Annotated in this window: 22 protein-coding genes; 8 read left to right on the top strand and 14 right to left on the bottom strand. The window is 75.1% G+C overall.

Translation table 11 applies throughout. The features are described from left to right. Nucleotides 1-52: 52 nt before the first annotated feature. Nucleotides 53-1,078, bottom strand: a complete 1,026-nt coding sequence (gene hrcA / locus OMK64_RS05800) for a heat-inducible transcriptional repressor HrcA (RefSeq protein WP_272727139.1) — start codon at nt 1,076-1,078, stop codon at nt 53-55. 128 nt (nt 1,079-1,206) lie between these two features. Here hrcA and OMK64_RS05795 point away from each other — a divergent pair, with 128 nt between their 5' ends. Continuing rightward, nucleotides 1,207-2,064: a DUF3097 domain-containing protein gene (locus OMK64_RS05795; protein WP_272727138.1), complete on the top strand. Its 858-nt coding sequence runs from the start codon at nt 1,207-1,209 to the stop codon at nt 2,062-2,064. 58 nt (nt 2,065-2,122) lie between these two features. On the opposite strand, the gene OMK64_RS05790 is transcribed toward OMK64_RS05795, so the two are convergent. Next, on the bottom strand, nt 2,123-3,148 hold the full coding sequence (locus OMK64_RS05790; RefSeq protein ID WP_272727137.1) for a DUF2189 domain-containing protein: 1,026 nt from the start codon (nt 3,146-3,148) through the stop codon (nt 2,123-2,125). Nucleotides 3,149-3,385: 237 nt separating this feature from the next. On the opposite strand from OMK64_RS05790, the gene OMK64_RS05785 reads away from it, so the two are divergent. Both OMK64_RS05785 and OMK64_RS05780 read left to right on the top strand, forming a co-directional pair. Further along, entirely contained in the window at nt 3,386-3,766 is a 381-nt protein-coding gene (locus tag OMK64_RS05785; RefSeq protein ID WP_272727136.1) for a DUF4870 domain-containing protein, read from the top strand. Continuing rightward, nucleotides 3,763-4,281 carry a DUF4870 domain-containing protein gene (locus tag OMK64_RS05780; protein ID WP_272727135.1) on the top strand — a complete coding sequence of 173 codons (519 nt, stop codon included), beginning with the start codon at nt 3,763-3,765 and terminating at the stop codon, nt 4,279-4,281. Before OMK64_RS05785 ends, OMK64_RS05780 begins: the two co-directional genes overlap by 4 nt. Before the next feature lie 61 nt (nt 4,282-4,342). On the opposite strand, the gene hemW is transcribed toward OMK64_RS05780, so the two are convergent. Genes hemW through lepA form a run of 3 tightly spaced genes read right to left on the bottom strand, consistent with a single transcriptional unit; the run spans nt 4,343 to nt 8,282 of the window. Next, nucleotides 4,343-5,599 (bottom strand): radical SAM family heme chaperone HemW, encoded by a 1,257-nt coding sequence (hemW, locus tag OMK64_RS05775; RefSeq protein WP_272727134.1) that lies wholly within the window; start codon nt 5,597-5,599, stop codon nt 4,343-4,345. Continuing rightward, nucleotides 5,599-6,405, bottom strand: a complete 807-nt coding sequence (locus OMK64_RS05770; RefSeq protein ID WP_272727133.1) for an isocitrate lyase/PEP mutase family protein — start codon at nt 6,403-6,405, stop codon at nt 5,599-5,601. Before OMK64_RS05770 ends, hemW begins: the two co-directional genes overlap by 1 nt. Continuing rightward, the gene (gene lepA, locus OMK64_RS05765) at nt 6,402-8,282 is read right to left on the bottom strand and encodes a translation elongation factor 4 (protein ID WP_272727132.1); all 1,881 of its coding nucleotides are present in this window, start codon (nt 8,280-8,282) and stop codon (nt 6,402-6,404) included. Before lepA ends, OMK64_RS05770 begins: the two co-directional genes overlap by 4 nt. A gap of 111 nt (nt 8,283-8,393) precedes the next feature. Between lepA and OMK64_RS05760 the strand changes: the two genes are divergently transcribed. Then, a complete protein-coding gene (locus OMK64_RS05760; protein WP_272727131.1) occupies nt 8,394-9,104 on the top strand; it encodes a maleylpyruvate isomerase family mycothiol-dependent enzyme in 711 nt (236 codons plus the stop codon). A 97-nt stretch (nt 9,105-9,201) separates the two neighbouring features. On the opposite strand, the gene OMK64_RS05755 is transcribed toward OMK64_RS05760, so the two are convergent. The 3 genes from OMK64_RS05755 to OMK64_RS05745 are packed head-to-tail and all read right to left on the bottom strand — an operon-like array spanning nt 9,202 to nt 12,551. Beyond that, nucleotides 9,202-10,041, bottom strand: coding sequence for a transglutaminase family protein (locus OMK64_RS05755; RefSeq protein ID WP_272727130.1), 840 nt, complete (start codon nt 10,039-10,041; stop codon nt 9,202-9,204). Then, nucleotides 10,042-10,971, bottom strand: a complete 930-nt coding sequence (locus tag OMK64_RS05750; protein ID WP_272727129.1) for an alpha-E domain-containing protein — start codon at nt 10,969-10,971, stop codon at nt 10,042-10,044. It abuts the gene before it with no gap. Continuing rightward, nucleotides 10,965-12,551 carry a circularly permuted type 2 ATP-grasp protein gene (locus OMK64_RS05745; protein ID WP_272727128.1) on the bottom strand — a complete coding sequence of 529 codons (1,587 nt, stop codon included), beginning with the start codon at nt 12,549-12,551 and terminating at the stop codon, nt 10,965-10,967. The genes OMK64_RS05750 and OMK64_RS05745 overlap by 7 nt, the downstream gene beginning before the upstream one ends. A 100-nt stretch (nt 12,552-12,651) precedes the next feature. On the opposite strand from OMK64_RS05745, the gene OMK64_RS05740 reads away from it, so the two are divergent. Together OMK64_RS05740 and rpsT are read left to right on the top strand one after the other, a co-directional pair. Next, a complete protein-coding gene (locus tag OMK64_RS05740; protein ID WP_272727127.1) occupies nt 12,652-13,188 on the top strand; it encodes a type II toxin-antitoxin system PemK/MazF family toxin in 537 nt (178 codons plus the stop codon). A gap of 194 nt (nt 13,189-13,382) precedes the next feature. Then, nucleotides 13,383-13,643: a 30S ribosomal protein S20 gene (gene rpsT / locus OMK64_RS05735; protein WP_272727126.1), complete on the top strand. Its 261-nt coding sequence runs from the start codon at nt 13,383-13,385 to the stop codon at nt 13,641-13,643. A 211-nt stretch (nt 13,644-13,854) separates the two neighbouring features. Here the strand turns inward: rpsT and OMK64_RS05730 are convergent, their stop codons facing one another. Together OMK64_RS05730 and OMK64_RS05725 are read right to left on the bottom strand one after the other, a co-directional pair. Beyond that, a complete protein-coding gene (locus OMK64_RS05730) occupies nt 13,855-15,177 on the bottom strand; it encodes a helix-turn-helix domain-containing protein (protein WP_272727125.1) in 1,323 nt (440 codons plus the stop codon). A 135-nt stretch (nt 15,178-15,312) separates the two neighbouring features. Continuing rightward, entirely contained in the window at nt 15,313-15,456 is a 144-nt protein-coding gene (locus OMK64_RS05725; protein WP_272727124.1) for a hypothetical protein, read from the bottom strand. Nucleotides 15,457-15,664: 208 nt separating this feature from the next. Between OMK64_RS05725 and OMK64_RS05720 the strand changes: the two genes are divergently transcribed. Together OMK64_RS05720 and OMK64_RS05715 are read left to right on the top strand one after the other, a co-directional pair. After that, nucleotides 15,665-16,393, top strand: a complete 729-nt coding sequence (locus OMK64_RS05720; protein ID WP_272727123.1) for an EAL and HDOD domain-containing protein — start codon at nt 15,665-15,667, stop codon at nt 16,391-16,393. A 247-nt stretch (nt 16,394-16,640) separates the two neighbouring features. Continuing rightward, a complete protein-coding gene (locus OMK64_RS05715) occupies nt 16,641-17,258 on the top strand; it encodes an EAL domain-containing protein (protein WP_272727203.1) in 618 nt (205 codons plus the stop codon). Between the two features lie 119 nt (nt 17,259-17,377). On the opposite strand, the gene holA is transcribed toward OMK64_RS05715, so the two are convergent. The 4 genes from holA to OMK64_RS05695 all read right to left on the bottom strand — a co-directional run bounded on the left by holA (nt 17,378) and on the right by OMK64_RS05695 (nt 22,903). Further along, nucleotides 17,378-18,397 carry a DNA polymerase III subunit delta gene (gene holA / locus OMK64_RS05710; protein ID WP_272727122.1) on the bottom strand — a complete coding sequence of 340 codons (1,020 nt, stop codon included), beginning with the start codon at nt 18,395-18,397 and terminating at the stop codon, nt 17,378-17,380. Nucleotides 18,398-18,460: 63 nt separating this feature from the next. Then, entirely contained in the window at nt 18,461-19,621 is a 1,161-nt protein-coding gene (locus OMK64_RS05705; protein WP_272727121.1) for a ComEC/Rec2 family competence protein, read from the bottom strand. A 644-nt stretch (nt 19,622-20,265) separates the two neighbouring features. Next, nucleotides 20,266-21,270, bottom strand: a complete 1,005-nt coding sequence (locus OMK64_RS21030; protein WP_272727120.1) for a ComEA family DNA-binding protein — start codon at nt 21,268-21,270, stop codon at nt 20,266-20,268. Nucleotides 21,271-21,997: 727 nt separating this feature from the next. Then, nucleotides 21,998-22,903 carry a DegV family protein gene (locus tag OMK64_RS05695; RefSeq protein ID WP_272727119.1) on the bottom strand — a complete coding sequence of 302 codons (906 nt, stop codon included), beginning with the start codon at nt 22,901-22,903 and terminating at the stop codon, nt 21,998-22,000. Between the last annotated feature and the right edge of the window lie 30 nt (nt 22,904-22,933).

The following is a 22,933-nucleotide window of genomic DNA, read 5'->3' as shown; positions in this document are numbered from 1 at the left end:
CTTCCTGTGCTCAGGCACGCGGTGGGGACGGGCCGGGGACGCCGCAGAGGGCTCATCCGGCGAGGATGCGGGTCAGGTAGCGGGCGACGGCGCGCACGGCGGTCATCGTCCCGGGGTAGTCCATGCGCAGCGGGCCGAGCGACCCGACGCGGGCCACGACCGCGCCGCTCTCGTCGCCGTAGCCGGTCGTGACGAAGCTCGTCTCGAGCAGGCCCTCGTGCTGCGTCTCGCGGCCGATACGCACGCTCACGGCGGCCTGGTCCTCGGCCATCTCGGACAGCAGGCGCAGCAGCACGACCTGCTCCTCGAGCGCCTCCAGCACGGGCCCGATGGTGTGCGCGAAGTCGACGCCACCGCCGCGCGCGAGGTTCGCGGTACCGGCCAGCACGACGCGCTCCTCGCTCTCCTGCGCGAGCGTCTCCTCGACGAGCGCGACGACCTGGCGGACGAGCGGGGCGTCCTCGGGAGCGAAGGCGTCGTGGAGCTCGCGGAACGCGTCGGGCAGCTCCGACAGGCGGCGGCCGGTCGCGGCGACGTTGAGGCGCGCGCGCAGCTGCGCCACGACGGCCTCGTCGACGTCGTGGTCCTGCTCGAGCGTGCGCTGCTCGACGCGGCCCGTGTCCGTGATGAGCACGACGAGCAGGTGGCGCGCGCCCACGGTGACGAGCTCGACGTGCCGCAGCGCGGAGCGCCGCAGCGACGGGTACTGCACGACCGCGACCTGCCCGGTGAGCTGCGCGATGAGCCGCACGGCACGGTCGACGACGTCGTCGAGGTCGACCGCGTGGTCGAGGAACGCACCGATCGCGCGCCGTTCGGCCGCCGACATCGGCTTCACGGTCGTGAGCCGGTCCACGAACAGGCGGTAGCCCTTGTCGGTCGGCACGCGGCCGGCCGACGTGTGCGGCTGCGCGATGTACCCGGCGTCCTCGAGGGCCGCCATGTCGTTGCGGATCGTCGCGGGCGAAACGCCCAGCGCGTGCCGTTCGACGAGCGCGCGCGACCCGACCGGCTCGCGCGTCGCGACGTAGTCCTCGACGATCGCGCGCAGCACGTCCAGCCGACGGTCCTCGCTCACTCTCGCCTCCCCCGCGTCGGACCCGGGCCTCGCCGACCCGGGTAGCACTCGCCGTGCACGAGTGCCAATCCTACGCCGCGCCCCCGACGTGCCGGCGGCGCGTGCACCGGCGCCCTAGAGTGCCGCGCGTGACTCAGGACCGCTACGGCTCGGACGTGCTCGGGGGCTCCGGCTCCGCCCACCACCGCCCGGCCCGCACGTCACGGCCGCAGGCCGCCGACGTCGGCCTCGTGGTCGAGGAGGTGACGACGGGCTGGGTCGGCGCGGTCGTCCGCGTCGAGAAGTCGGGCGGGATGCACGTCGTCGTGCTCGAGGACCGGCGCGGCCGGACGCGCACCTTCCCGCTCGGACCGGGGTTCTGGGTCGACGGCGAGCCCGTCGAGCTCACCGCCGCCGTCCGCGCGACCGCGCCGGCCGCCCCGACCCGGACCGCGTCCGGCTCACGCGCGGTGCAGGGTGCGCAGGCGCGCGTCGCGCGCGGCAGCAGGATCTGGGTCGAGGGCAGGCACGACGCCGAGCTCGTCGAGAAGGTGTGGGGCGACGACCTGCGGCTCGAGGGCGTCGTCGTCGAGCTGCTCGACGGCGTCGACCACCTGCCCGACGCGGTGCGCGCGTTCGCGCCCGGCCCCGGACGTCGCCTCGGCGTCCTCGTCGACCACCTCGTGCCCGGGTCCAAGGAGAGCCGGATCGCCGCCGAGGTCACGCGCTCGGCCGCCGCCGGGACCGTGCTCGTGCTCGGCCACCCGTACGTCGACGTGTGGCAGGCGGTCCGACCCCAGCGCCTCGGGCTCGACCGCTGGCCGACGATCGAGCGCGGCACCGAGTGGAAGCACGGCATCCTGCGCGAGCTCGGCTGGCCGGCCGCCGACCAGGCCGACGTCGCGCACGCCTGGAAGCGGATCCTCGGGAGCGTCCGCACCTACGCCGACCTCGAGCCGAGCCTGCTGGGCCGGGTCGAGGAGCTCATCGACTTCGTCACGGCGTGACGACGCCCCGCCCCTCGCGGTCCGGGGCGGGGCGTCGTGCGCGCCGTCCGGTGTGTCGTCAGGGCGCGATCGGCTCCCCGAGCAGACGCCGGTACAGGTACGACGTCGCCACCAGCACGATCGGGACGGCGACCAGCAGGCCGACGCCGCACAGGATCGCGCCCGCCCAGATGATGGCTCCGCCCACCAGGTAGAACAGGACCGTCGTCGCGAGGTTCGAGGTCACGAGCTGCACGCTCGAGCGCAGCGCGTCGACGGGGCTGAGCTGCTTGTCGATGACGAACCACAGCGTGAACAGCACGAGCAGGTTCGCCGCGACGCTCACGAGCCAGCCGATCAGCGGGATCCACGCCACGAGGCCCACGACGAGGTTGACCGCGGCCAGCAGCAGCGCCGTCAGGACCACCGGACCCGAGCTCTCGAAGCGGAAGAAGTCGCCGAGGGCGACCGGCCTGCCGTACGTGAGGTTGAGCGACACCCGCACGAACGCGGCCTGGACGAGGTACGCCACGAGCCACGCGACGGTGTAGATGACGACGAAGCCGAACGAGAAGCCGAGCCCCATCCCGTTCGGGACGCCGTCGCCGTCCGGGTCCGCGAGCGCCGAGAGCCCGCCGAACACCAGCGTCACCAGGAAGACGACGACCGCCGCGATCGCGAGCCAGATGAGGGTGGCCGCGACGAACACGCCGCCGTTGGTCGTGAACTTCTGCCAGCCGTACTGCAGCGACTCGCCGATCGGCGCGGTGGACGACGGCGGCCCGTAACCCGCCGGTGCCGGATAGCCCGCCGGCGGGGGGTAGCCGCCGGCGGGAGGCGTCTGGCCGTACCCGGGGCCACCGGGCGCCGGGGGCGGGTACGCGCCCTGCGCGGCAGGCGGCGGGTAGCCCCCAGGCGCAGGCGGCGGCGGGTAGCCCCCAGGCGCGGGCGGCGGCGGGTAGCCGCCGGGCGCGGGTGCGGGCGGTGGCGGGTACGCACCGTCGGCGGGCGGCGTGGCCTCCGGCTGCGGGGGCGTGGGCTTGTCGAGCGGCACGTCGGGCCGCTGCTCGTCGTCGCGGCGCTCTCCGCCGGGGTTCTCGCTCATGCGTCGCCTCCTGTCGCGGGCAGGCTCGCCCAGTCGGATCGAATCGGCGCGGCGCACGACGTGTCAAGGAACCGCGCGGATCGGACATCTCACCCCCGCCGAACCCTGGGCGCGCGTCCCCCGGGATCGGTAGGCTCGCGCTGCCTCGCCCGCCCCGACGCGGTCAGGCACGCGGCCACCAGGCCCGCCACACCTCGGCCGGCCCCGCGCCGGTCGGCACCTGCACCGAGGAGCGCGATGTCGTACGAGCAGCAGCCGGTCCACCACCCGCCCGGCGCGGACCAGGCCCGCACGTGGGCGACGCTCGCCCACCTCGGCGGGATCCTCGCCTACTTCTTCATCGGCTGGGTCCCGGCGCTCGTCATCTGGCTCGTGCACCGCGAGCGCGGCGGCCAGGCGGCCGAGCAGGCCCGCGTCGCCCTCAACTTCCAGCTCACGCTGCTGGTGGGACTCGTCGTCGCCAAGATCGTCGAGAACCTGCCCGCCATCGGAGTGATCGGCTGGATCGCGATCATCGGCATCGGCATCATCAGCCTCGTCCTGTCGATCCTCGCAGCCGTAGCCGTCAACAAGGGCGGCTCGTACCGTTACCCCTTCTCGCTGGAGCTCGTGCGATGACCACCCCGCAGCCCGACCCGTGGGCCAAGCAGCCCGACCCGAACGCCGCAGCAGGCCAGCCCGCGGGTGAGCCCGCCGGCCAGCCGTCCGGCGCTCAGCAGCCCTACGGCGCGCAGTACGGCGCCCAGCAGCCCTACGCGGGTGCCCCGCAGGGCGCCCCGGCCGGCTACGCGCAGCCCGCGGCGCCGCTGCGGCCCGACGACGAGAAGACGTGGGCCATCGTCGCCCACCTCCTGCCGCTCGTGGGCGTGGGCTTCATCGCCCCGCTGGTCATCTGGCTCGTGTTCCGCGGCCGTGGCCCGTTCCTCGAGCACCACGCGAAGGAGTCGCTGAACTTCCAGCTCACGCTCCTCATCGCCTACGTGGTCGGCGGCATCCTCAGCGTCATCGGCATCGGCGTGCTCATCATCCTCGCGGTGTGGGTCGTGCAGCTCGTCTTCGGCATCCTGGCCGCCGTGGCCACGAGCCGCTGGGAGTGGTACCGCTACCCGGTGAACATCCGCATGGTGAACTGACACCCGCAGCACACCTCACGTCGAGGGCGTCTCCCGTTCCGCGGGTGGCGCCCTCGTCGCGTCAGGCGGCGAGCGTCCGCACGACGGCGTCGGCGAGCAGCCGTCCGCGACGCGTCAGGACGATCCGGCCTGCGGGCGACGAGCCGCCGGCCGCGGGGCGCGCGAGCGCGGCGCGACCGTCGACGAGCCCGTCGGCGACGAGGCCCGCGACCTCGCGGCGTGCGCCGGCCGGGAGGTCGGCGATCGGCAGGCCCTCAGCCATGCGGACACCGAGCATGAGGCGTTCGAGCGCCGCCGACTCACCGTCGACGGTCTCGCGCCCCGCGGCGGGGCTCAGCCCCCGCGCCAGGCGGTCGGCGTAGGCACGCGGGTGCTTGACGTTCCACCAGCGCACGCCCCCGACGTGGCTGTGCGCGCCCGGCCCGATCCCCCACCAGTCGTCGCCGCGCCAGTACGCGAGGTTGTGCCGGCACGCGTCGGCGGGGGTGCGCGCCCAGTTGCTCACCTCGTACCAGCCGAGCCCTGCGCCGGCGAGCAGGTCGTCCGCGAGCTCGTACTTCGCGGCCTGGTCGTCGGGGTCGGTGGGCGGGAGCTCGCCGCGACGCACCTGCACGGCCATGCGCGTGCCCTCCTCGACGACGAGCGCGTACGCGGACACGTGGTCGACGCCGGTCGCGAGGGCCGTCTCGACGCTCGTGCGCCAGTCGTCGAGGGACTCGCCGGGCGTGCCGTAGATGAGGTCGAGCGAGACCGCGAGCCCGGCGTCGCGCGCCCACCGGACGACGTCGGGGATGCGGCGCGGGTCGTGCGTGCGATCGAGCGTCGCGAGCACGTGCGGGACCGCGGACTGCATGCCGAACGACACGCGCGTGTAGCCCGCCGCCGCGAGCCCCGCGAGCGACTCGGGCGTCACCGAGTCGGGGTTGGCCTCGGTCGTCACCTCGACACCGGGAGCGAGGCCCCACGTGTCGCGCACACCGCCCAGCAGGCGCGCGAGGTCGTCGACGGGGAGGACGGTCGGCGTGCCGCCGCCGACGAACACCGTCGAGACGGGCCGGGCGGGCAGGTCGGCCGCGGCGAGCACGCGCCCGGCGAGATCGATCTCGGCGAGCGCCGTCGACGCGTAGGACGACTGGCTGGCGCCTGCCCCGAGCTCGGTCGCGGTGTACGTGTTGAAGTCGCAGTACCCGCAGCGGACCGTGCAGAACGGCACGTGCAGGTAGACGCCGAACGCGCGGCCCTCGGCCCCGGCGACGACGGACGCGGGCAGCGCGCCGTCGTCGGGAGCGGCGTCGCCGTCGGGCAGTGCCGGGGCCATCAGCGGAACGCCTCACGGTCGGCGGGCGTCAGGCCGCGCCGCCGGAACGTGGTCGTGCCGTCGGTGCGCAGCTCGCGCGCGGCGGCGACGAGCGCGCCGTAGGCGGCGGACGCGAGCACCCCGCCGACGGACACCCGGCGCGCGCCCGCGGCGGCGATCTCGGCGACCGTCGGGCCGTCGGGCCACGCGAGGACGTTGACCGGCACGTCCACGGCGCGGACCACGGTCGTGATCTGCTCGACGGTCGTGAGCCCGGGTGCGTAGACGCAGTCGGCCCCCGCCGCGGCGTAGGCGCGCAACCGCGTCACCGTGTCGTCGAGGTCGTCGACGCCGTACAGGTGGTTCTCGCAGCGTGCCGTCAGGACCATCGGGTCCCCGTCGCGGTGGGCGGCCTCAGCGGCGGCGGCGACGCGCGCGACGGCGGCGTCGAGCGGCTCGACCGCGCCCGCGGTCGGGTCGTAGTCCTCGATCGAGCAGCCCGCGGCACCCGCGTCGTGCAGCAGCGCGACGGTCTGGGCGACCCCGGCCGGGTCGTCGGCGTAGCCGCGCTCGGCGTCGACCTGCACCGGCACGTCGACCGCCGCGACGAGCGCCCGCACGTGCGCGAGCAGCTGGTCGCGCGTGACGTGCTGGTCCTCGGTGCCGAGCGACCACGCGAGGCCGGAGCTCGTCGTCGCGAGCGCCTCGAAGCCCTCGTGCGCGAGCAGCCGCGCCGACCCGACGTCCCACGGGTTCGGCAGCAGGAACGTCGCCGGGCCGGCGTGCAGCTCGGCGAACCGGCGGCGACGACGGGCGGCGTCGGTCACTTCTTCTTCGCGTCCTTCGCGTCCTTGCCGCCGGCGGCGTCGGACGACAGCGCGGCGATGAAGGCCTCCTGCGGCACGTCGACCCGGCCGATGGTCTTCATGCGCTTCTTGCCCTCCTTCTGCTTCTCCAGCAGCTTGCGCTTGCGGGTGATGTCGCCGCCGTAGCACTTCGCGAGGACGTCCTTGCGGATCGCGCGGATCGTCTCGCGCGCGATGATCCGGGACCCGATGGCCGCCTGGATCGGCACCTCGAACTGCTGGCGCGGGATGAGGTCCTTGAGCTTGGTCGCCATCATGACGCCGTACGCGTAGGCCTTGTCCTTGTGCACGATCGCGCTGAACGCGTCGACGGTCTCGCCCTGGAGCAGGATGTCGACCTTCACCAGGTCGGCCGTCTGCTCGCCGATGGGCTCGTAGTCGAGGCTCGCGTAGCCGCGCGTGCGCGACTTCAGCTGGTCGAAGAAGTCGAAGACGATCTCGGCCATGGGGAGGATGTAGCGCATCTCGACGCGGTCCTCCGACAGGTAGTCCATCCCCTGCAGGTCGCCGCGCTTGCCCTGGCAGAGCTCCATGATCGCGCCGATGAACTCGCTCGGCGCCAGGATCGTGGCCTTGACGATCGGCTCGTGCACCGCGCCGATCTTGCCGCCGGGGAACTCGCTCGGGTTGGTCACGCGGACCGTCGTGCGGTCCTCGAGGTCGACGTCGTACACGACGTTCGGCGCGGTCGAGATGAGGTCGAGGTCGAACTCCCGCTCGAGGCGCTCGCGCACGATCTCGAGGTGCAGCAGGCCCAGGAAGCCGACGCGGAACCCGAAGCCGAGCGCGACCGACGTCTCGGGCTCGTAGTTGAGCGCGGCGTCGTTGAGCTTGAGCTTGTCGAGCGCGTCGCGCAGCGCGGGGTAGTCCGACCCGTCGATCGGGTACAGCCCCGAGAACACCATGGGCTTGGGGTCGGAGTAGCCGCCGAGCGCCTCGCTCGCGGGCTTGCTCGCGTTCGTGACGGTGTCGCCGACCTTGGACTGCCGCACGTCCTTCACGCCCGTGATGAGGTAGCCGACCTCGCCGACGCCCAGCCCCTGCGTCGGGACGGGCTCGGGCGAGATGACGCCGATCTCCAGGAGCTCGTGCGTCGCCTTGGTCGACATCATCGCGATGCGCTCGCGCGGGTTGAGGTTGCCGTCGACGACCCGGACGTACGTGACGACGCCGCGGTACGTGTCGTACACGGAGTCGAAGATCATCGCCCGCGCCGGCTTGTCGGCGTCGCCCACGGGCGCGGGGACGAGCTCGACGATGCGGTCCAGGAGCGCCTCGACGCCCTCGCCCGTCTTGCCGGACACCTTGAGGCAGTCCGCCGGGTCGCCGCCGATGAGGCCCGCGAGCTCCTCGGCGTACTTCTCCGGCTGCGCGGCCGGCAGGTCGATCTTGTTGAGCACCGGGATGATCTGCAGGTCGTTCTCGAGCGCCAGGTACAGGTTGGCGAGCGTCTGCGCCTCGATGCCCTGCGCCGCGTCGACCAGCAGGACCGCGCCCTCGCACGCCGCGAGCGACCGCGAGACCTCGTACGTGAAGTCGACGTGGCCGGGCGTGTCGATCATGTTGAGCGCGTAGGCCTGGTCGCCCACGCCCCACGGCATGCGCACGGCCTGCGACTTGATCGTGATGCCCCGCTCACGCTCGATGTCCATGCGGTCGAGGTACTGCGCCCGCATGGCGCGCGCCTCGACGACCCCCGTGAGCTGGAGCATGCGGTCGGCCAGCGTCGACTTGCCGTGGTCGATGTGCGCGATGATGCAGAAGTTGCGCAGCAGCTCGGGAGCGGTGGCCGACGGACGGATGCGCGACGCGGCGGCGGTGCTCGGGATCGGGGACAACGCGGACGGCTCCCGGTTTCGGTGGGCGCGGGCGCGGGTTGGCGCCCGACGGACGGTCGGTGACGGCCCCGCACCTGACGGCGCGTGGGCGGTCGACGCCACCATGGTCCCATGACGACGGACGTGGCCGCCTCGCTCGACCACCTGCGGCTCCTCGGGGCCCTGCAGGACGAGTTCCTCGCGACGATCCCGCAGGTCGACCCGACGGCGCGGGTGCCGTGGTGCGGCCGCTGGCGCGTGCGCGACCTCGTCGTGCACCTCGCGCGGATCCACCACTGGGCCGCCGGGCAGGCGAGCCGTCGCCGCGAGACGCCGCTCGGCCGCGGACCGTTCGACCTCGTCGACCTCTACGCGACGTGCGCGGCCGAGCTCCGGGACACCCTCCTCGAGCTCGGCCCCGACGCCCCCGCGAGCACGCTCGTCGGACCCGGCCCGGCGTCGTTCTGGCACCGACGCCAGCTGCACGAGACGCTCGTGCACCTGTGGGACCTGCGCACCGCGGGCGGCCTCCCGCTCGACGTCGACGCCGCTGTCTGGGCCGACACGGTCGACGAGGTGGTGACCGTCATGCAGCCGCGCCAGGAGGCGCTCGGCCGGATGGAGCCGCTGCCCGCACCCGTCGCGCTCGTCGCGACCGACGCGACGCCCCCTCGCACGTGGTCGCTCGGCGGCGACCGCTCGCCGGCCGTGACCGTGCACGCGTCGGCACAGGATCTCGCGCTGCTCGTGTGGGGCCGGCGCTCCCCCGACGACGACGGGTTCCGCGTCGACGGCGACCGCGCCGCGCTCGGCGACGCGCTCGCGCGCCGGCTCACGCCGTGACGCGCTGACGCCCTGACGCCCGCCACGCAGCGGGCGCGCACCGGCGGGGTCGCCCGCGGACGGCCCCCGCGCGCCGCGACGGCCGACCGCCGACGGGCTAGGCCTCGCGCGTGATCCGCACCTCGACCGCGAGCTCCTGCGTCCCCGCACCCGCGTAGATCCCGCGCAGCGGCGCGACGTCGTCGTACGACCGCCCGCGGGCGAGCACGACGTGGTGCTCCCCGACCGGGACGCGGTTCGTCGGGTCGTACGCCGTCCACTCGCCCGTCCACCACTCGACCCACGCGTGCGACTCGCCGCTCACCGTCTCCCCGACGGGCGCGTCGAACCGCGGGTGCAGGTACCCCGACACGTAGCGCGCCGGGATGCCGATGCTGCGCAGCGCCCCCACGGCGAGGTGCGCGATGTCCTGGCACACGCCCGCCCCCGCGGCCCACGCCTCGGTCGCCGGCGTGTGGACCGTCGTCGCGCCCGGGATGTAGTCGACCCGGTCGCGCAGCGCGCGGCACACCGCCTCGGCGGCCTGCGCCGGCTCGAGACCGTCGGCGGCCTGGTGCGCGAGCGCGACGACCTCCTCGGGCGGCTCGGTCGTCGGCGTGTCCGCGAGGAACTCCGCGAGCCGGTCGCGCAGCTCGGGACCGCGCAGGACGTCCCAGCCGACCGGTGCGCGCCCCGGCACGCGCTCCGCGACGTCGACCACGTGCTCCGCGGTGATGACGAGCGACTCGTGCGGCGCGAGCACCTCGAACGCCGTGACCGCGCTGCCCCAGTAGTCGCGGTACTCGTGCCACCACGTGTGCGGCTTCACGTCGAGCCGCGTCTCGAGCACCGTCTGCCCGATCTGCGACAGCGGCGTCATGCGCGCCTCGTTGTAGGACGCCGCGACCGGCCCGGCGTACCGGAACGTCGACGTGTGCACCACCCTCAGCCTTGCCACCTAGAGAGCCTCCCCCACCCACGTCGTCGCCGCCGCCGACGGGAAGTAGCGGCCGCGGATCGCGTCGGACGCCGCCGAGCACGCGCGCTGCACCTGCTCCATCTCCTTCGGCAGCGCGTCGAGCACGTCCACCAGCGGCCGGTACTCGAGGTTCGTCCGGACGAACCCGATGTGCCGCCGCGCCTCGTCGACCGTCGCCCGGTCCGTCACCGGCTCGAGCGCCGCGAGGCACTCCTCCGCCTGGTTGAGCGCGAAGACGATGGACCGCGGGAACAGCCGGTCGAGCAGCAGGAACCCGGCCGCGCGCTCGTCCGACGCCGTGCCGCGGTAGGTCCGCAGGAACGCCTCGTGCGCGCCGCACGACCGCAGCAGCGTCGTCCAGCTCGGACCGGCGGACCCCGCGAGCGCGCGCGTCGTGAGCAGGCGGGCGGTCATGTCGGCGCGCTCGATGGACCGCCCGAGCACCATGAACGCCCACGTCTCGTCGCGCGACGTCGCGGAGTCCATGATCCCGGCGACGACCGCGGCCCTCTCGCGCACCCACGTGAAGTAGTCGTGCGGCCGCGCGGGCCGCATGTGCGACGGCAGCTGGTTCCACGTCGTGTTGAGGCACTCCCACAGCTCGGTCGAGATGATCTCGCGCGCACGCCGGGCGTTCTCCCGCGCGGCGACGAGCGACCCCGCGATCGCCGACGGCGCGAACCGGTCGTAGGCGAGGACGTCGAGCACGTGCTCGCGGCCGACCTCGACGTGCGGCGGCGGCGCGGTGCGGTCCATGACGGACAGCAGCGACCGGCACGCGAGGTCCTCCTCGGCCCACGGGTCCTCGAGCAGGATCTGGACGTGCACGTCGAGCAGTCGCGCGGTGTCGTCGGCCCGCTCGACGTACCGGCCGATCCAGAACAGCGACTCGGCGATGCGGCTCAGCACGGCGCACCTGCCTCGTGCGCGCGCGACTGCTGCTGCTGCATGACCTGCACGCGCACGTCGCTGGGGTTCGCCTCGATGGGCACGGCCGCGTCGAGCGGCACCGGTTGGGGCAGCCCGGACGACGCGAGCGGTGCGCGGCGCGGGACGGCGCCGCCCAGCACCCACGTGTCCTTCGACCCGCCGCCCTGCGACGAGTTCACGACGAGCTGCCCCTCGGGCAGCGCGACCCGCGTCAGGCCGCCGGGCAGCACCCACACCGCGTCGCCGTCGTTGACCGCGAACGGCCGCAGGTCGGTGTGCCGGGGTCGCAGCCCGTCCTCGACGAGCGTCGGGATCGTCGACAGCTGCACGACCGGCTGCGCGATCCACCCGCGCGGGTCCTCGACGAGCCGCGTCCGCAGCTCGGCCAGCTCCGCCCGGCTCGCGGCCGGCCCCACGACGAGGCCCTTGCCGCCCGAACCCGCGACGGGCTTCACGACGAGCTCGTCGAGCCGGTCGAGCACCTCCTCGAGCGCGCCCGGGTCCTCGAGGCGCCACGTGTCGACGTTCGGCAGCACCGGCTCCTCCCCGAGGTAGTAGCGGATGAGGTCGGGCACGTACGTGTAGACGAGCTTGTCGTCGGCGACGCCGTTGCCGACCGCGTTGGCGATCGTGACGGTGCCGTTGCGCGCGCACGTCATGAGGCCCGGGCTGCCGAGCAGCGAGTCGGACCGGAACGCCACGGGGTCGAGGAACTCGTCGTCCACGCGCCGGTAGATGACGTCCACGCGCCGGCGCCCCTGCGTCGTCCGCATCCAGACGCGACCGGCCGCGCAGAACAGGTCGCGCCCCTCGACGAGCTCGACGCCCATCGACCGCGCGAGCAGCGCGTGCTCGAAGTAGGCGGAGTTGAAGACGCCCGGCGTGAGCACGACGACCGTCGGGTCGTCGACGCCCGCCGGGGCCGCCGCCGTGAGCGCCGCGAGCAGCCGACGCGGGTAGTCGGCCACGGGGCGGATCCTCAGCGCCGCGAACAGCTCGGGGAACGTCTGCGCCATCGCGCGCCGGTTCGACAGCACGTAGCTGACGCCGCTCGGCACGCGGACGTTGTCCTCGAGCACGCGCCAGTCGCCCTGCCCGTCGCGGACGAGGTCGATGCCCGACACGTGCACGCGCACCCCGTTCGGCGGCTGGATCCCCCGGACCGCGCGGTGGAAGTGCTCCGACGACACGATGACGGACCGCGGCACGACGCCGTCGGCGACCGCCCGCTGCGGCCCGTACACGTCGTCGAGGAACGCCTCGAGGGCCCGCACGCGCTGCGCGACGCCGGGCGCGACGTGCTCCCACTCCTCGCCCGCGACCACGCGCGGCACCACGTCGAGCGGGAAGGGCCGCTCCTCGCCCGCGAAGTCGAACGTCACGCCCTGCGCCAGGTAGGAGCGCGCGAGCGTGTCCGCACGTCCCCGCAGCTCACCGGCCGACAGCTGCGCGAGCGCCGCGTGCAGGTGCCGGTACGCCGCCCGGGAGCCGCCCGTCCCGGGGTCGATCATCTCGTCCCAGGCCGCCCCCGTCGGGTAGTCGTCGAAGAGGTCCGCCATGCGCTGGACAGTAGCCCTCCCGTGTCAACGTCGCGTTACGTGCGGACCGTCCCGCACCGCACGCGGACGGTCGACGTCCCACCCCGGTACCGTCGGCCGCGTGACGACCGTCCGACGCCTCGGCTCCGCGCTCCGCCGACTCGGCTCCCTGCTCCCCGGGACCCACCGGACGGCGTCACGCGACGCGACGACGGGGCGGGCACGGCCGGCCCCGGGCCGCTCGCCGGGCGCCCCTGCGACCGCGCCGTCCGGCCCGCGCGTGGAGTACGCGCCGAGGCTCGACGGCGAGCCCGACCCCGGCGAGGTCGTCTGGGCGTGGGTGCCGTACGAGGACGACCCGTCGCGCGGCAAGGACCGCCCGGTGCTCGTGATCGGGCGCGACGGCGCGACGCTGCTCGCGCTGACGATGACCAGCAAGGACCACGACCGTGACGCGGCCGACGAGGCCCGCTGGGGACGTGTCTGGATGGACGTGGGCACCGGACCGTGGGACGCCCAGCGCCGGCCGAGCGAGGTCCGCCTCGACCGGGTGATCCGCCTGCCACGGTCGGCGGTGCGTCGCGAGGGCGCGATCCTCGACCGCGCCGTCTTCGACGCGGTGACTCGCGCGGTCGCGGACGTCCGCCGCTCGCGCTGACGCCCGCCGGTCGCGTCCGCGGCTCGGGGCGGCACGGGTCGACCTGCTACGATCGTGAGTTGCGTGTCCGCCCGGGTCGGCGGGCACAAGCCCAGCTCCTCTCCGCGGGTGTCCCCACGCCCCAGTCCCGGAGCTGTGCGCGCCCTCTACGACCTGTCAGCTCGCTTCGGCGAACACACCAGAGAGTTCTTCACGTGGCCAACATCAAGTCCCAGATCAAGCGCATCAAGACGAACGAGAAGGCCCGCCTGCGCAACAAGGCGGTCAAGTCCGAGCTCAAGACGCACGTGCGTCGCGTCCGCGAGGCCGTCGCCGGTGGCGACAAGGAGGCCGCGTCGGTCGCGCTCGCGACCGCGTCGCGCAAGCTCGACAAGGCCGTCTCGAAGGGCGTCATCCACGCCAACCAGGCCGCCAACAAGAAGTCGGCGCTCGCCAAGACCGTCGCCGCGCTCTGAGGCACCTCGCAGGGGCACCAGCCCTCGCACCACGACAGGCGTCACCCTCGGGTGGCGCCTTCGTCGTCTCCGGGGACGGGCGGCCGGACGGGTCCCGCGCACGACCCCCGGCGCCCCGCGGCCCCCGTGGCCGCGGGCAGACGTCGCCGCGGGCATAAGTGAAGGCGTCACCCCCCCTGCGGGGTGACGCCTTCACCTGTCTCCGGCTCCGTCAGGTCAGCGACCAGGTCTCCCAGCTGCTGAGAGGGACGGACGGCCGGAAGCCTGCCTCGCGCAGCGCGCGGTCGAACGCCTGGGCGGCCGCCGCGGCGTCGCCCTGACGCAGGAAGCGGTCGCCGAGGTCGCGCCACGCCGCCGCGGACTGCCGCGACGCCTGCATCATGCCGAGCATGTCGGCGGCCCACCGGTACGCCTTCGCGGCGCCGTCGTCGTCGCCACGCGCGTAGAGCACGTCGCCGTACGACAGCTGCGCGATCGCCGTCTCGATGCGGGGCGGGTCGCCCAGCCGGTCGAGGGCGGCCTTCACGAACGACTCCGCCGTCGCGAGGTCGCCGAGCAGCAGGTGCGCCCGGGACCGCTCGACGTCGAGACGCGCGAGCTCGATCTCCGAGCCGAGCACCGCGAGGTCCGGCGCAGCGCGCTCGATGTGCTCGAGGGCCTCGCGCGGCTGCGCGGGCTCCGAGCGGAGCAGCAGCCAGGCGTAGTTGAGCCGCAGCCGGGGCAGGTCACGGTCGGGCTCGCCCTCCGACAGCAGCGCGAGCGCGCGCTCGGTGTACCGCTGGGCCAGCTCGTAGTCGCGTCGCTGCTCGGCGACGAGCGCGGCGTTCCAGTAGACGCTGCCGCGACCACGGGGCGTGCCCTGCGACTCGGCGAGCGTGATGAGCTCAGCGGCGCGGTGCGTCGAGTAGAGGAGGTCGCCGCGCTCGACATACGCCCACAGCACGGTGGACGCGAGACGCAGCTGCTCGTCGGTCCCGAGGAGGTCCGCCTCCTCGAGGTCCACGAGCACGCGCTCGCCGACCTCGACGCTGCGGTGCAGGTCGCCGGCCTCGAGGTAGGACGCCACGAGCGCCGTGGCGAGCGTCGCCGCCTCGACGTGGTGGTTGCGGGCACGCGCGTCGGCGACGAGCGGCTCGAGGATGGCGACGGACTCCTCGAGCTCGCCGACGGCCTCGTGCGCGCGGGCCATCTCGCTGAGCGCCATCACGCGCAGCGCAGGGGTGACGACGTCGAGGTCCAGCGCCTTGAGCCGACGCAGCGCCCCTGCCGCGTCGCCCTGGGTGAGGTCCAGACGTGCGTAGTCGATCTCGAGGCGGGTCCGCGCCTCGTTCGGTCCGTCCTCGCCGTGGCGCAGGTACTCGAGGGTCGTCCCGAGCCTGGAGGCCAGTACGGCGAGCGCGGAGTCGGTCGGTTCCCGGTGCCCGGCCTCGATCAGCGAGATGTAGCTGGGCGAGAAGGCCGACCCGGCGAGCGCCGTCTGCGAGAGCCCAGCGGCGAGCCGGGCCTCGCGTACCCGGTCAGCAATGGTCGTCATGGGAAGTCATTGTATGTGTGACGGTCGCCCAGCGCATCACCCTCCGCCCGGCGAGTGCCCGGGTGTCGTCGGGCCACGTCATGCGGGTGTGGTCCGCGACGTCGACACCCGGGCAGCCGTCGGGCCGTCGAGAGGTCAGATGATCTGTCGGCAGCAACCGGTCGCGCCGCCCGAGAAGGGCGTGATGACGGTGTCCTCTGCGAAGGCCGGGCCGCTGCCGAAACCGAGCGTGGCCAGCACCGCGACGATCGCGAGGGCGGACGAGAGGGGACGAGGCATGGTGAAGCTCCTGTCAAGCAATGCACGGACTGGGTCACCGTAATGATGACGGCCCCGGCGGTGTGCTGTCTCCCGTTCACCTCGATTCAGCACAGCGGGTGAAGTTCTGCCGCCGCCCGCCCGGTTCGTGCGCCTCGGGGCGATGTCCGAAGAAATCCACCCGCCTGCGAGCGGTTCACAGCCCAGGAGTTGTGGTGTCATAGATGCCATGACACCGGACGACGTCGACGGGCGGATCTCGCGGCTCGCCGCAGCCGTCGAGGCTGCGATCCCTGACTCGCTCCGCGACGAGTGGGAGCGGCGCGTCGGTCGTGAGCCCGTGCTCGTCGCCCGCCAGGGCATCTTCTCGACCCACGGTCGGCCGTTCGCCTACCAGCTGTCCTACCGGGCGCCGGGGCAGCACACGCAGACCGCGCACTCGTGGAGCACCTACCAGCACGAGCGCGCGACCGCGCACGTGCTCGCCGCCACGTTCGGTCGCGCCGACCTCGAGCACGTCGCGCACGGTCGCCTGCTTTTCGTCCGTTGCCCGCGCGCCTACCTCACCGGCGACCTCGCCGTCCCGCGGCGGCCCGACCGCCTCGTCATCGAGATCACGGACACCGTCAACGTCGACTCCGCCGTGCTCGCCGGCGTGCGCCGCCTGCGCGAGGAGGGCTTCCGGATCGCGGTCCCGGGGTTCGTCAGCAACGCCGACCAGCGCCGCCTGCTCCCCCACGCCGACTTCGTGAAGATCGACGTCCGCGACCTCGACGTCGAGGGGCACCCCGTCGTGGACCTCGCCCGGTCGTACGGCGCGCTCCTGGTCGCCGAGTACGTCGAGAACGCGGACACGCTGCGGTACGCGCGCGACCTGGGCTTCTCGCTCTTCCAGGGAAACCTGCTCGAGCGCGCCGGCGTGCTCGACCGCGCGGGCGCGCGGCCGGTCAGCCACTGACCCCGCCGCACCGACGCCTGGCGTCCGTCGCACGACGGACATGGGGCCGTGCGCCGTGCTCGTCGCTGCCGGATCCGTGGTTCCTCGTGGCTTCCGGCCGAGCGTCGCCGCCGACCTCAGGCGCCCTCGACGGGCCGCGCGGGACGCGGAGAACCTGCCCGGAGTGACACCGCGGCGTGAGACCTGTCACAGCATCGAGCGATCGGCGTCATGACCGGGCCGCCGCGGCCTCTCATCCCACGTGACCATGCCCGCGCCGTCGCCGAGCGCACCTCTGCACCTCCCGGTCGCCCGGCAGCCCATCTGGACCACGTCCGGACGCCTGCACGGTCACGAGTACCTCTACCGGTCCTCGGCGGGCCTGCCCGCCGGCGTGGACCGGTGGAGCGCGCGGCTGCAGGACGGTGCGACGTCCTCCGTCCTCGCCGCGCTGTTCCACGACGGGCAGCCCCCCGGTGACGCCCTCGCGTTCGTCAACGTGACCCGCTCCTTCCTCGTGCGCGAGCTGCCCCTGCCCGCCGCGGCCGGGCGGCTCGTCATCGAGGTCGTCGAGAGCGTCGCCGCCGACCCGCTCGTGATCGACGGCCTGCGCCGCCTGCGGGCCGCCGGCTACCGGATCGCCCTCGACGACTTCGTGGCGTCCCCCGACCAGCTGGCGATGCTCCGGTACGCCGACTACGTCAAGGTCGACTGCCGGGACCTGGAGTCCGGCGGCGAGGACCTCGTGCGCGTCGCGCGCGAGCACGGTGCGCTGCTGGTCGCCGAACGGGTCTCGAGCAGCGCACGTCGCGCCCGGTGCCTCGAGCTCGGCTTCGGCCTCCTGCAGGGCGACGCGCTCGGGCGTGCGGTCACCCTCATGCTCTGAGCGCACCGCGCACCTCGAGCCGGCCCTGAGCGTCGCGGACGGGTCGGGGCGGCGTGACGCGGGTCGCGATCAGGAGGTGCCGCGGCTGCGCGATCCCGCCGTGCCGGAGGTGGACGCGATCAGGAGGTGCCGGAGGCGGCCGCAACGCGCAGGACGGCGCGCTCCACGGCGAACTGCGGGTCCCGTCCTTCTCCCTTGACCTCCGCGTCCGCCTGCGCGACCGACGAGATCGCGGTCGCGAGCCCCTCGGGGGTCCACCGGCGCAGGTCGGCGAGCGCACGGTCCGCCTGCCACGGCGCCAGACCGAGCTCCCGCACCGCCCCCGCGCCCCGTCCGCGGACGGCCGCCACCTTCGCCAGCACCCGCAGCTTGGCGGCGAGCGCCGCGACGATGGGCACGGGGTCCACGCCCGTCGCGAGTGCGTGGCGCAGGAGGGCGACGGCCTGGCCCGCGTCCCCCGCGACCGCCGCGTCGGCCACCCGGAACCCCGTGGCCTCGATGCGGCCGCCGTAGTACCGCTCGACGACGTCCGCACCGATCAGGCCGTTCGTGTCGGCGACGAGCTGCGCGCACGCCGCCGCGAGCTCCCGCAGGTCGCTGCCGACCGCGTCGACGAGCGCACGGACCGCCTGTCCGTCCGCACGCCGCCCCGCGCGCCGCAGCTCCGCGCTCACGAAGGCCGTCTTGTCGCCGTCCGTCTTCACCGCGTCGCACGCGACGGTCGGCACGCGCTGCGCCTTGAGGGCGTCGAGGAGCTTCTTGCCACGCTGGCCCCCCGCATGGCGCAGCACCACGACGACGTCCGCCGCGGGCGCCGCGAGGTAGGCGGTGACGTCGGCGAGGAGGTCGTCTCCCGCGCGCTCCAGGCCCGCCACCACGACCAGCCGGTCCTCGGCGAACAGCGAGGGGCTCGTGACCACCGAGAGCGTGCCCGTCGTGTAGTCGGCGGCGTCGAGCCGCGTGACCTCGAGGCCGGGGTCGTGCGCGCGCCCGAGCTCCACGAGCCGGTCCACCGCGCGGTCCGCCAGCAGGTCCTCCGGGCCGCTCACCAGCACGATCGGCGCCGGCTCGACGTCCTGCCAGGAGGGGCCCGCCGGTGCGGCGGTACGGGCGGAGCTACGGCGACTGGCGGGAGGCACGCGCACAGCCTGCCAGACGCCACCGACGCGTCGGTCGGACCCTCCCGGCGCCAGGGCACCGGGTCACGGGCTGCGCGACGGCCAGCACAGCCGGACGGTCGCCGCGCCGGCGACGGCGAGCAGGAGCCCGCCCGGTCCGCCGGGGAGCCAGGTCAGCGCCGCGCCCGGGGTCGCGGCGACAGCGCGTGCGACGGCGCCGATCCACCAGCACGCGGCCCCCGCGGGCACGGCCAGGACCTGGCCGGCGGCCGGCCACCCGGTCCCGATCACCGCGGCCGCGAGGCCGAGCACGGTCGCCGGCGCGACCGCCGGCGCCGCGAGCAGGTTGGCGACGACGCCGAGCACGGAGACGGTCGGCGTGACGAGCAGCACCGCTGGTGCGCAGGCGACGTGGGCGGCGACGGGTGCCGCGAGCGCGGTCGCCGCCGGACGTGGGAGGTGGGCGGCCCACCGGTCGGCCAACGGTCCGCCGAGGAGCACCAGACCTCCTGTCGCGAGCACCGACAGCACGAAGCCGAGCTCGGACGCGAGCCACGGGTCCCCGAGCAGCAGCGCGACGACGGCCGCGGCGAGGGCGGCGGGCGATGCGGAGCGGCGCCCCACCACCAGCCCTGCGCACCCGACGGCGGCCATCGCGGCCGCCCGTACCACGCTCGGCGACGGCCCGACGAGGAGGACGAGTGCGGCGCCCACGACGACCACCGCGACGGCGCGCACGGCGCGCGGGGCACCCATCGCGGTGACGCAGGCGACCGCCAGGGCACCGACCAGGGCGAAGTGCGCGCCGGAGACCGCCGTGAGGTGCGTGAGACCGGCGACCCGTAGCGCGTCACGCAGGTCCTCGGGCACGCCACCGGTGTCGCCGACCGTGACGCCCGGGAGCACGGCACCCGCGTCACCCGGCAACGCGGCGGCCTGTCGCGTGACGGCGGCACGGATCGTGGCGGCGGCCGCGTCAGCGCTGGGCGACGGTGCGACGACCGTCGGCCCGTCGTCGGTGACGAGGACCGCCGCGGCCCGGTCGCCTGCCGGCAGCACGGACCAGCGGCCTTCGGCCCGGACGCGCGCTCCGGGCTGCGCGTCGACCCACGTGGCCGGTCCGACGACGACGACGGGACCGTCCACCGCCACGGAGCCCTCGTGCGTCGCGACGTGGTCGACCCGCACGTCGACCCGCGCGCGCGGCGGGGCGCCCGGCCACGACGGTGCGAGCGGCCGTGCCATCCCCTGCACGGTCCCCGACACCACGGTGGCCCCCGCGGTCGGCCCGCCGGCGCCGTGCGCCGGCGGCGGGATGGCGACGCCGCCCTCACCGACGCCGGGCGCAGGGGATCCGGTCGCAGCGGGCCCGGGCTCAGCAGGCTCAGCACGTCCGGTCGCGGCGCGTCCGGTCGCAGCATCTCCCGTCGCAGCAGGTCCAGTGGGCGCACCGCGTCCGGTCACCACAGCTCCGGGCGCAGCAGGTTCGGTCGCAGCGGGACCGGGCGCCAGGAGCGCCGGTGCGGCAGCCAGCTCGTCCCGCACGGCGACGTGCGCCGAACCCGCGCCGAGCACGCTCCCGACGACGGCGAGGACGAGCGCGGCGGACGCCACCGCAGAGGCGCGCGGAGGTACGGCGCGAGGGCTCCTGCCGCGCCTGCGGTCGCGCACCGCCCCGAGGACGAGCATCACGACGGCCGCCGTGAGGCACGCGCACGCGAACCATCTGCCGGTCGACGGCGTGAGGCGCACGACGGCCGACGCCGCGAGCCACGCCGCCACCGCCGGGCCCGCGAGGCGCAGGTCGAGCACCGGCGGGAGCGCCACGCCGCTGCTCCGCGGGTCGGCGGGAGCCCAGGCCCCCTGGCCGGGTGCGCGCGGCCCGCGGCTCACACGCGCACCAGCGGCCGGAGGTTCTCGAGGAGCGCGGGGCCGATGCCGCGGACGTCCGCCAGCTCGTCGACCGCGCTGAACGGACGTTCGGTGCGGTGCTCGACGATGCGCTGCGCGAGGACGGGCCCGATCCCGGGCAGGGCGTCGAGCGCGGCCACGTCGGCGGTGTTCAGGTCGACCGGACCGGCCGCCCCGGCAGCGGCCCCTGGCCCGACGGCGCCACCACCCGGAGCCGCCCCGGTCGTGGACGCCACCGGGGGCCGCTCCCCCACGCGCAGGACGACGACCTGCTCGCCGTCGACGACGACGCGCGCGAGGTTGACCGTCGACAGGTCGGCGTCAGCCGTCGGGCCGCCCGCGGCGGCGAGAGCGTCCGCGACGCGCGCACCGTCCGGCAGACGCACGACGCCCGGTGCCACGACGCCGCCGACGACGTGCACCACGACCGCACCGACCGTGGGCGCGCCCGTCGCCGCCGCGGGTGTACCGCCGGTCGGTCCTGCCACGCCGTCACCGTCGGCGTCTGCGGGTGCCGTGAGGGCTCCGGGGACGGGGATCTCGACGACCGCCCCCGTCGCGCGCGTCGAGGCCCGGATCGCGATCGTCCCAGCGGCCAGGATCACGACGACGACCGCCGCCGCCGCGACCCGCCACGACACGAGCCACCGCACCGGTTCCGCGTCGCGGGACGCGTGCGGGGCGACGTCCTCGTCGAGGTCCTGTCCGTCGGCCCTGTCGAGGGGAGACGGTCCGTGCGACGCGCGGTAGCCGTCACGCACCCGTCGGAGCGCCTCGTCCGCGTCCCAGCCGGGGGCGGCGATCGGCGGGCCGTCGCTCTCCGGGGCGGCGTGGCTCGTCGGGTGGGCGTCCCACCGCGGCAGTCGTCCGGGCGGACCAGAGGGCCCCGTCCACCGGTCGCCGATCGGGTCCGGCGGGAGCAGGTCACCCGGCCAGCGCGCCCGTGAGGGAGCACCGTGCGACGTGGCCGAGCGCTCGCTCACCGACGACCTCGTCGCAGACGGCGTGGTCGTCGCGGGCGTGCCGACCGGGGGTGTGGTCCTGACCGGCGGCTCGCCGCCGACCGCACCGTCGCTCCCGTCGGGACCGCGCCCCCCGCCCCCACGGCTCAGTCCGCCTGCTCCGCTCAGCGCGTCCGCACCGCTCGGCCCGTCCACAACGCTGCGGCCTGGACCGCTCAGCCCCGCCTCACCGCGGAGCCCGGCACCGCCGAGCCCGTCCGCACCGCTGAGCCCGTCTGCACCGCTGAGCCCGTCCGCACCGCTGAGCCCGTCTGCACCGCTGAGCCCGTCTGCACCGCTGAGCCCGTCTGCACCGCTGAGCCCGGGACCGCTCGGCCCGTCGGTACCGCCCGGGCGACCCGACTGCCCGCGCACGACCGGCCGACGGTCGTGCGCGGCGGCCGCGTCGGAGGACGCGCGCGTCGCCGACGGCGACGCGAGTCCTCGCGCGGGCGTCCAGCCGGGGGCTGCTCGCCGCGCGACGTCGTCCAGGCGCCGCCGCGGCGCGTCCTGCGGGTTGCTGCGCACGCCGTGACGCTAGGTGGGCCCCGGCCTCCGGCCGCCGCGACCACAAGGACCCCGTGGATCGACGCGCGCCACATCGGGCTGTGGACACCTCACGTGACCGTGCGAGGTCGCACGACGTCACGCGAGGACACGCGACCCTGTGGCGTCGGGCGTCGGGCGTCGGGCGTCAGGCGTCGGGCGCTCAGGCGTCGGCGACGACGATCGCGAGCAGGCCCGGGCCGACGTGGGCCGCGAGCACCGCTCCCGCGTCGCACGTGATGGCCTCGACGACGCGCTGCGCACCCCACGTGCTGACCTGCTCGGCGACGGCGGCGGCGAGCTCGGGCTGCTGGAGGTGGTGCACGGCGACGCGTGCAGCGGTGCGCCGTGCGACGTCAGCGACGGCGAGCGCCTCGAGCCGGTCGCGCGCGGCCCGGCGCGTGCGCACCTTCTCGACCACGACGACGGAACCGTCGCGCACGGTGAGGATGGGCCGCAGCCCCAGGACGGTGCCGAGCGCAGCGGCGGTCGCGCCGAGCCGCCCACCGCGGCGCAGGTGGTCGAGCGAGTCGACCAGGAACCACACGCGGCTCGACGCGGCGACGGTCCGCGCGACGTCGGCGACCTCCGCACCGCCCGGCGTGGTCGGGCGCGCGAACCGTCCGTGCCACCAGCCGCGCACCCCGCGCGCGACGGGAGCGGCCGGGACGAGCGGGGTCCGGGAGGCGCGCGCCGCGGCGAGCACCGCGAACCCGAGCGCCATGCCGGCGGTGCCGGAGTCGACGACGTGCACCGGCACCGGCACGGTCGCGGCGGCGACGCGAGCGGCCTGGACGGTCCCGGAGAGGCCGCCCGCGAGGTGCACGGAGACGATCTCGCGCGCACCGGCGGCGACGGCGCGCTCGTAGGCGGCGGCGAACGCGGCGGGCGGCGGCTGCGACGTGGTGACGCGCGCGCCACGGCCGAGGGCCGCGAGGAGCTCGGCCGGTCCGAGGTCGACGCCCTCCGCGTGCCGCTCGCCGTCGACGACCACGTCGAGCGGCACGACCTCGACGCCCCACGCGGCGGCGTCGGCGGGGTTCAGGGCCGCCGTCGAGTCGGTGACCACGGCGACGTGCGGGCGGGCACCCGCACGTCG

The organism is Cellulomonas fimi (assembly GCF_028527925.1).
In the GTDB taxonomy this organism is placed as follows: Bacteria; Actinomycetota; Actinomycetes; order Actinomycetales; family Cellulomonadaceae; genus Cellulomonas; species Cellulomonas fimi_C.
The sequence above is the reverse complement of the archived record's forward strand: the minus strand, read 5'-3'. Positions and strand labels throughout refer to the sequence as shown.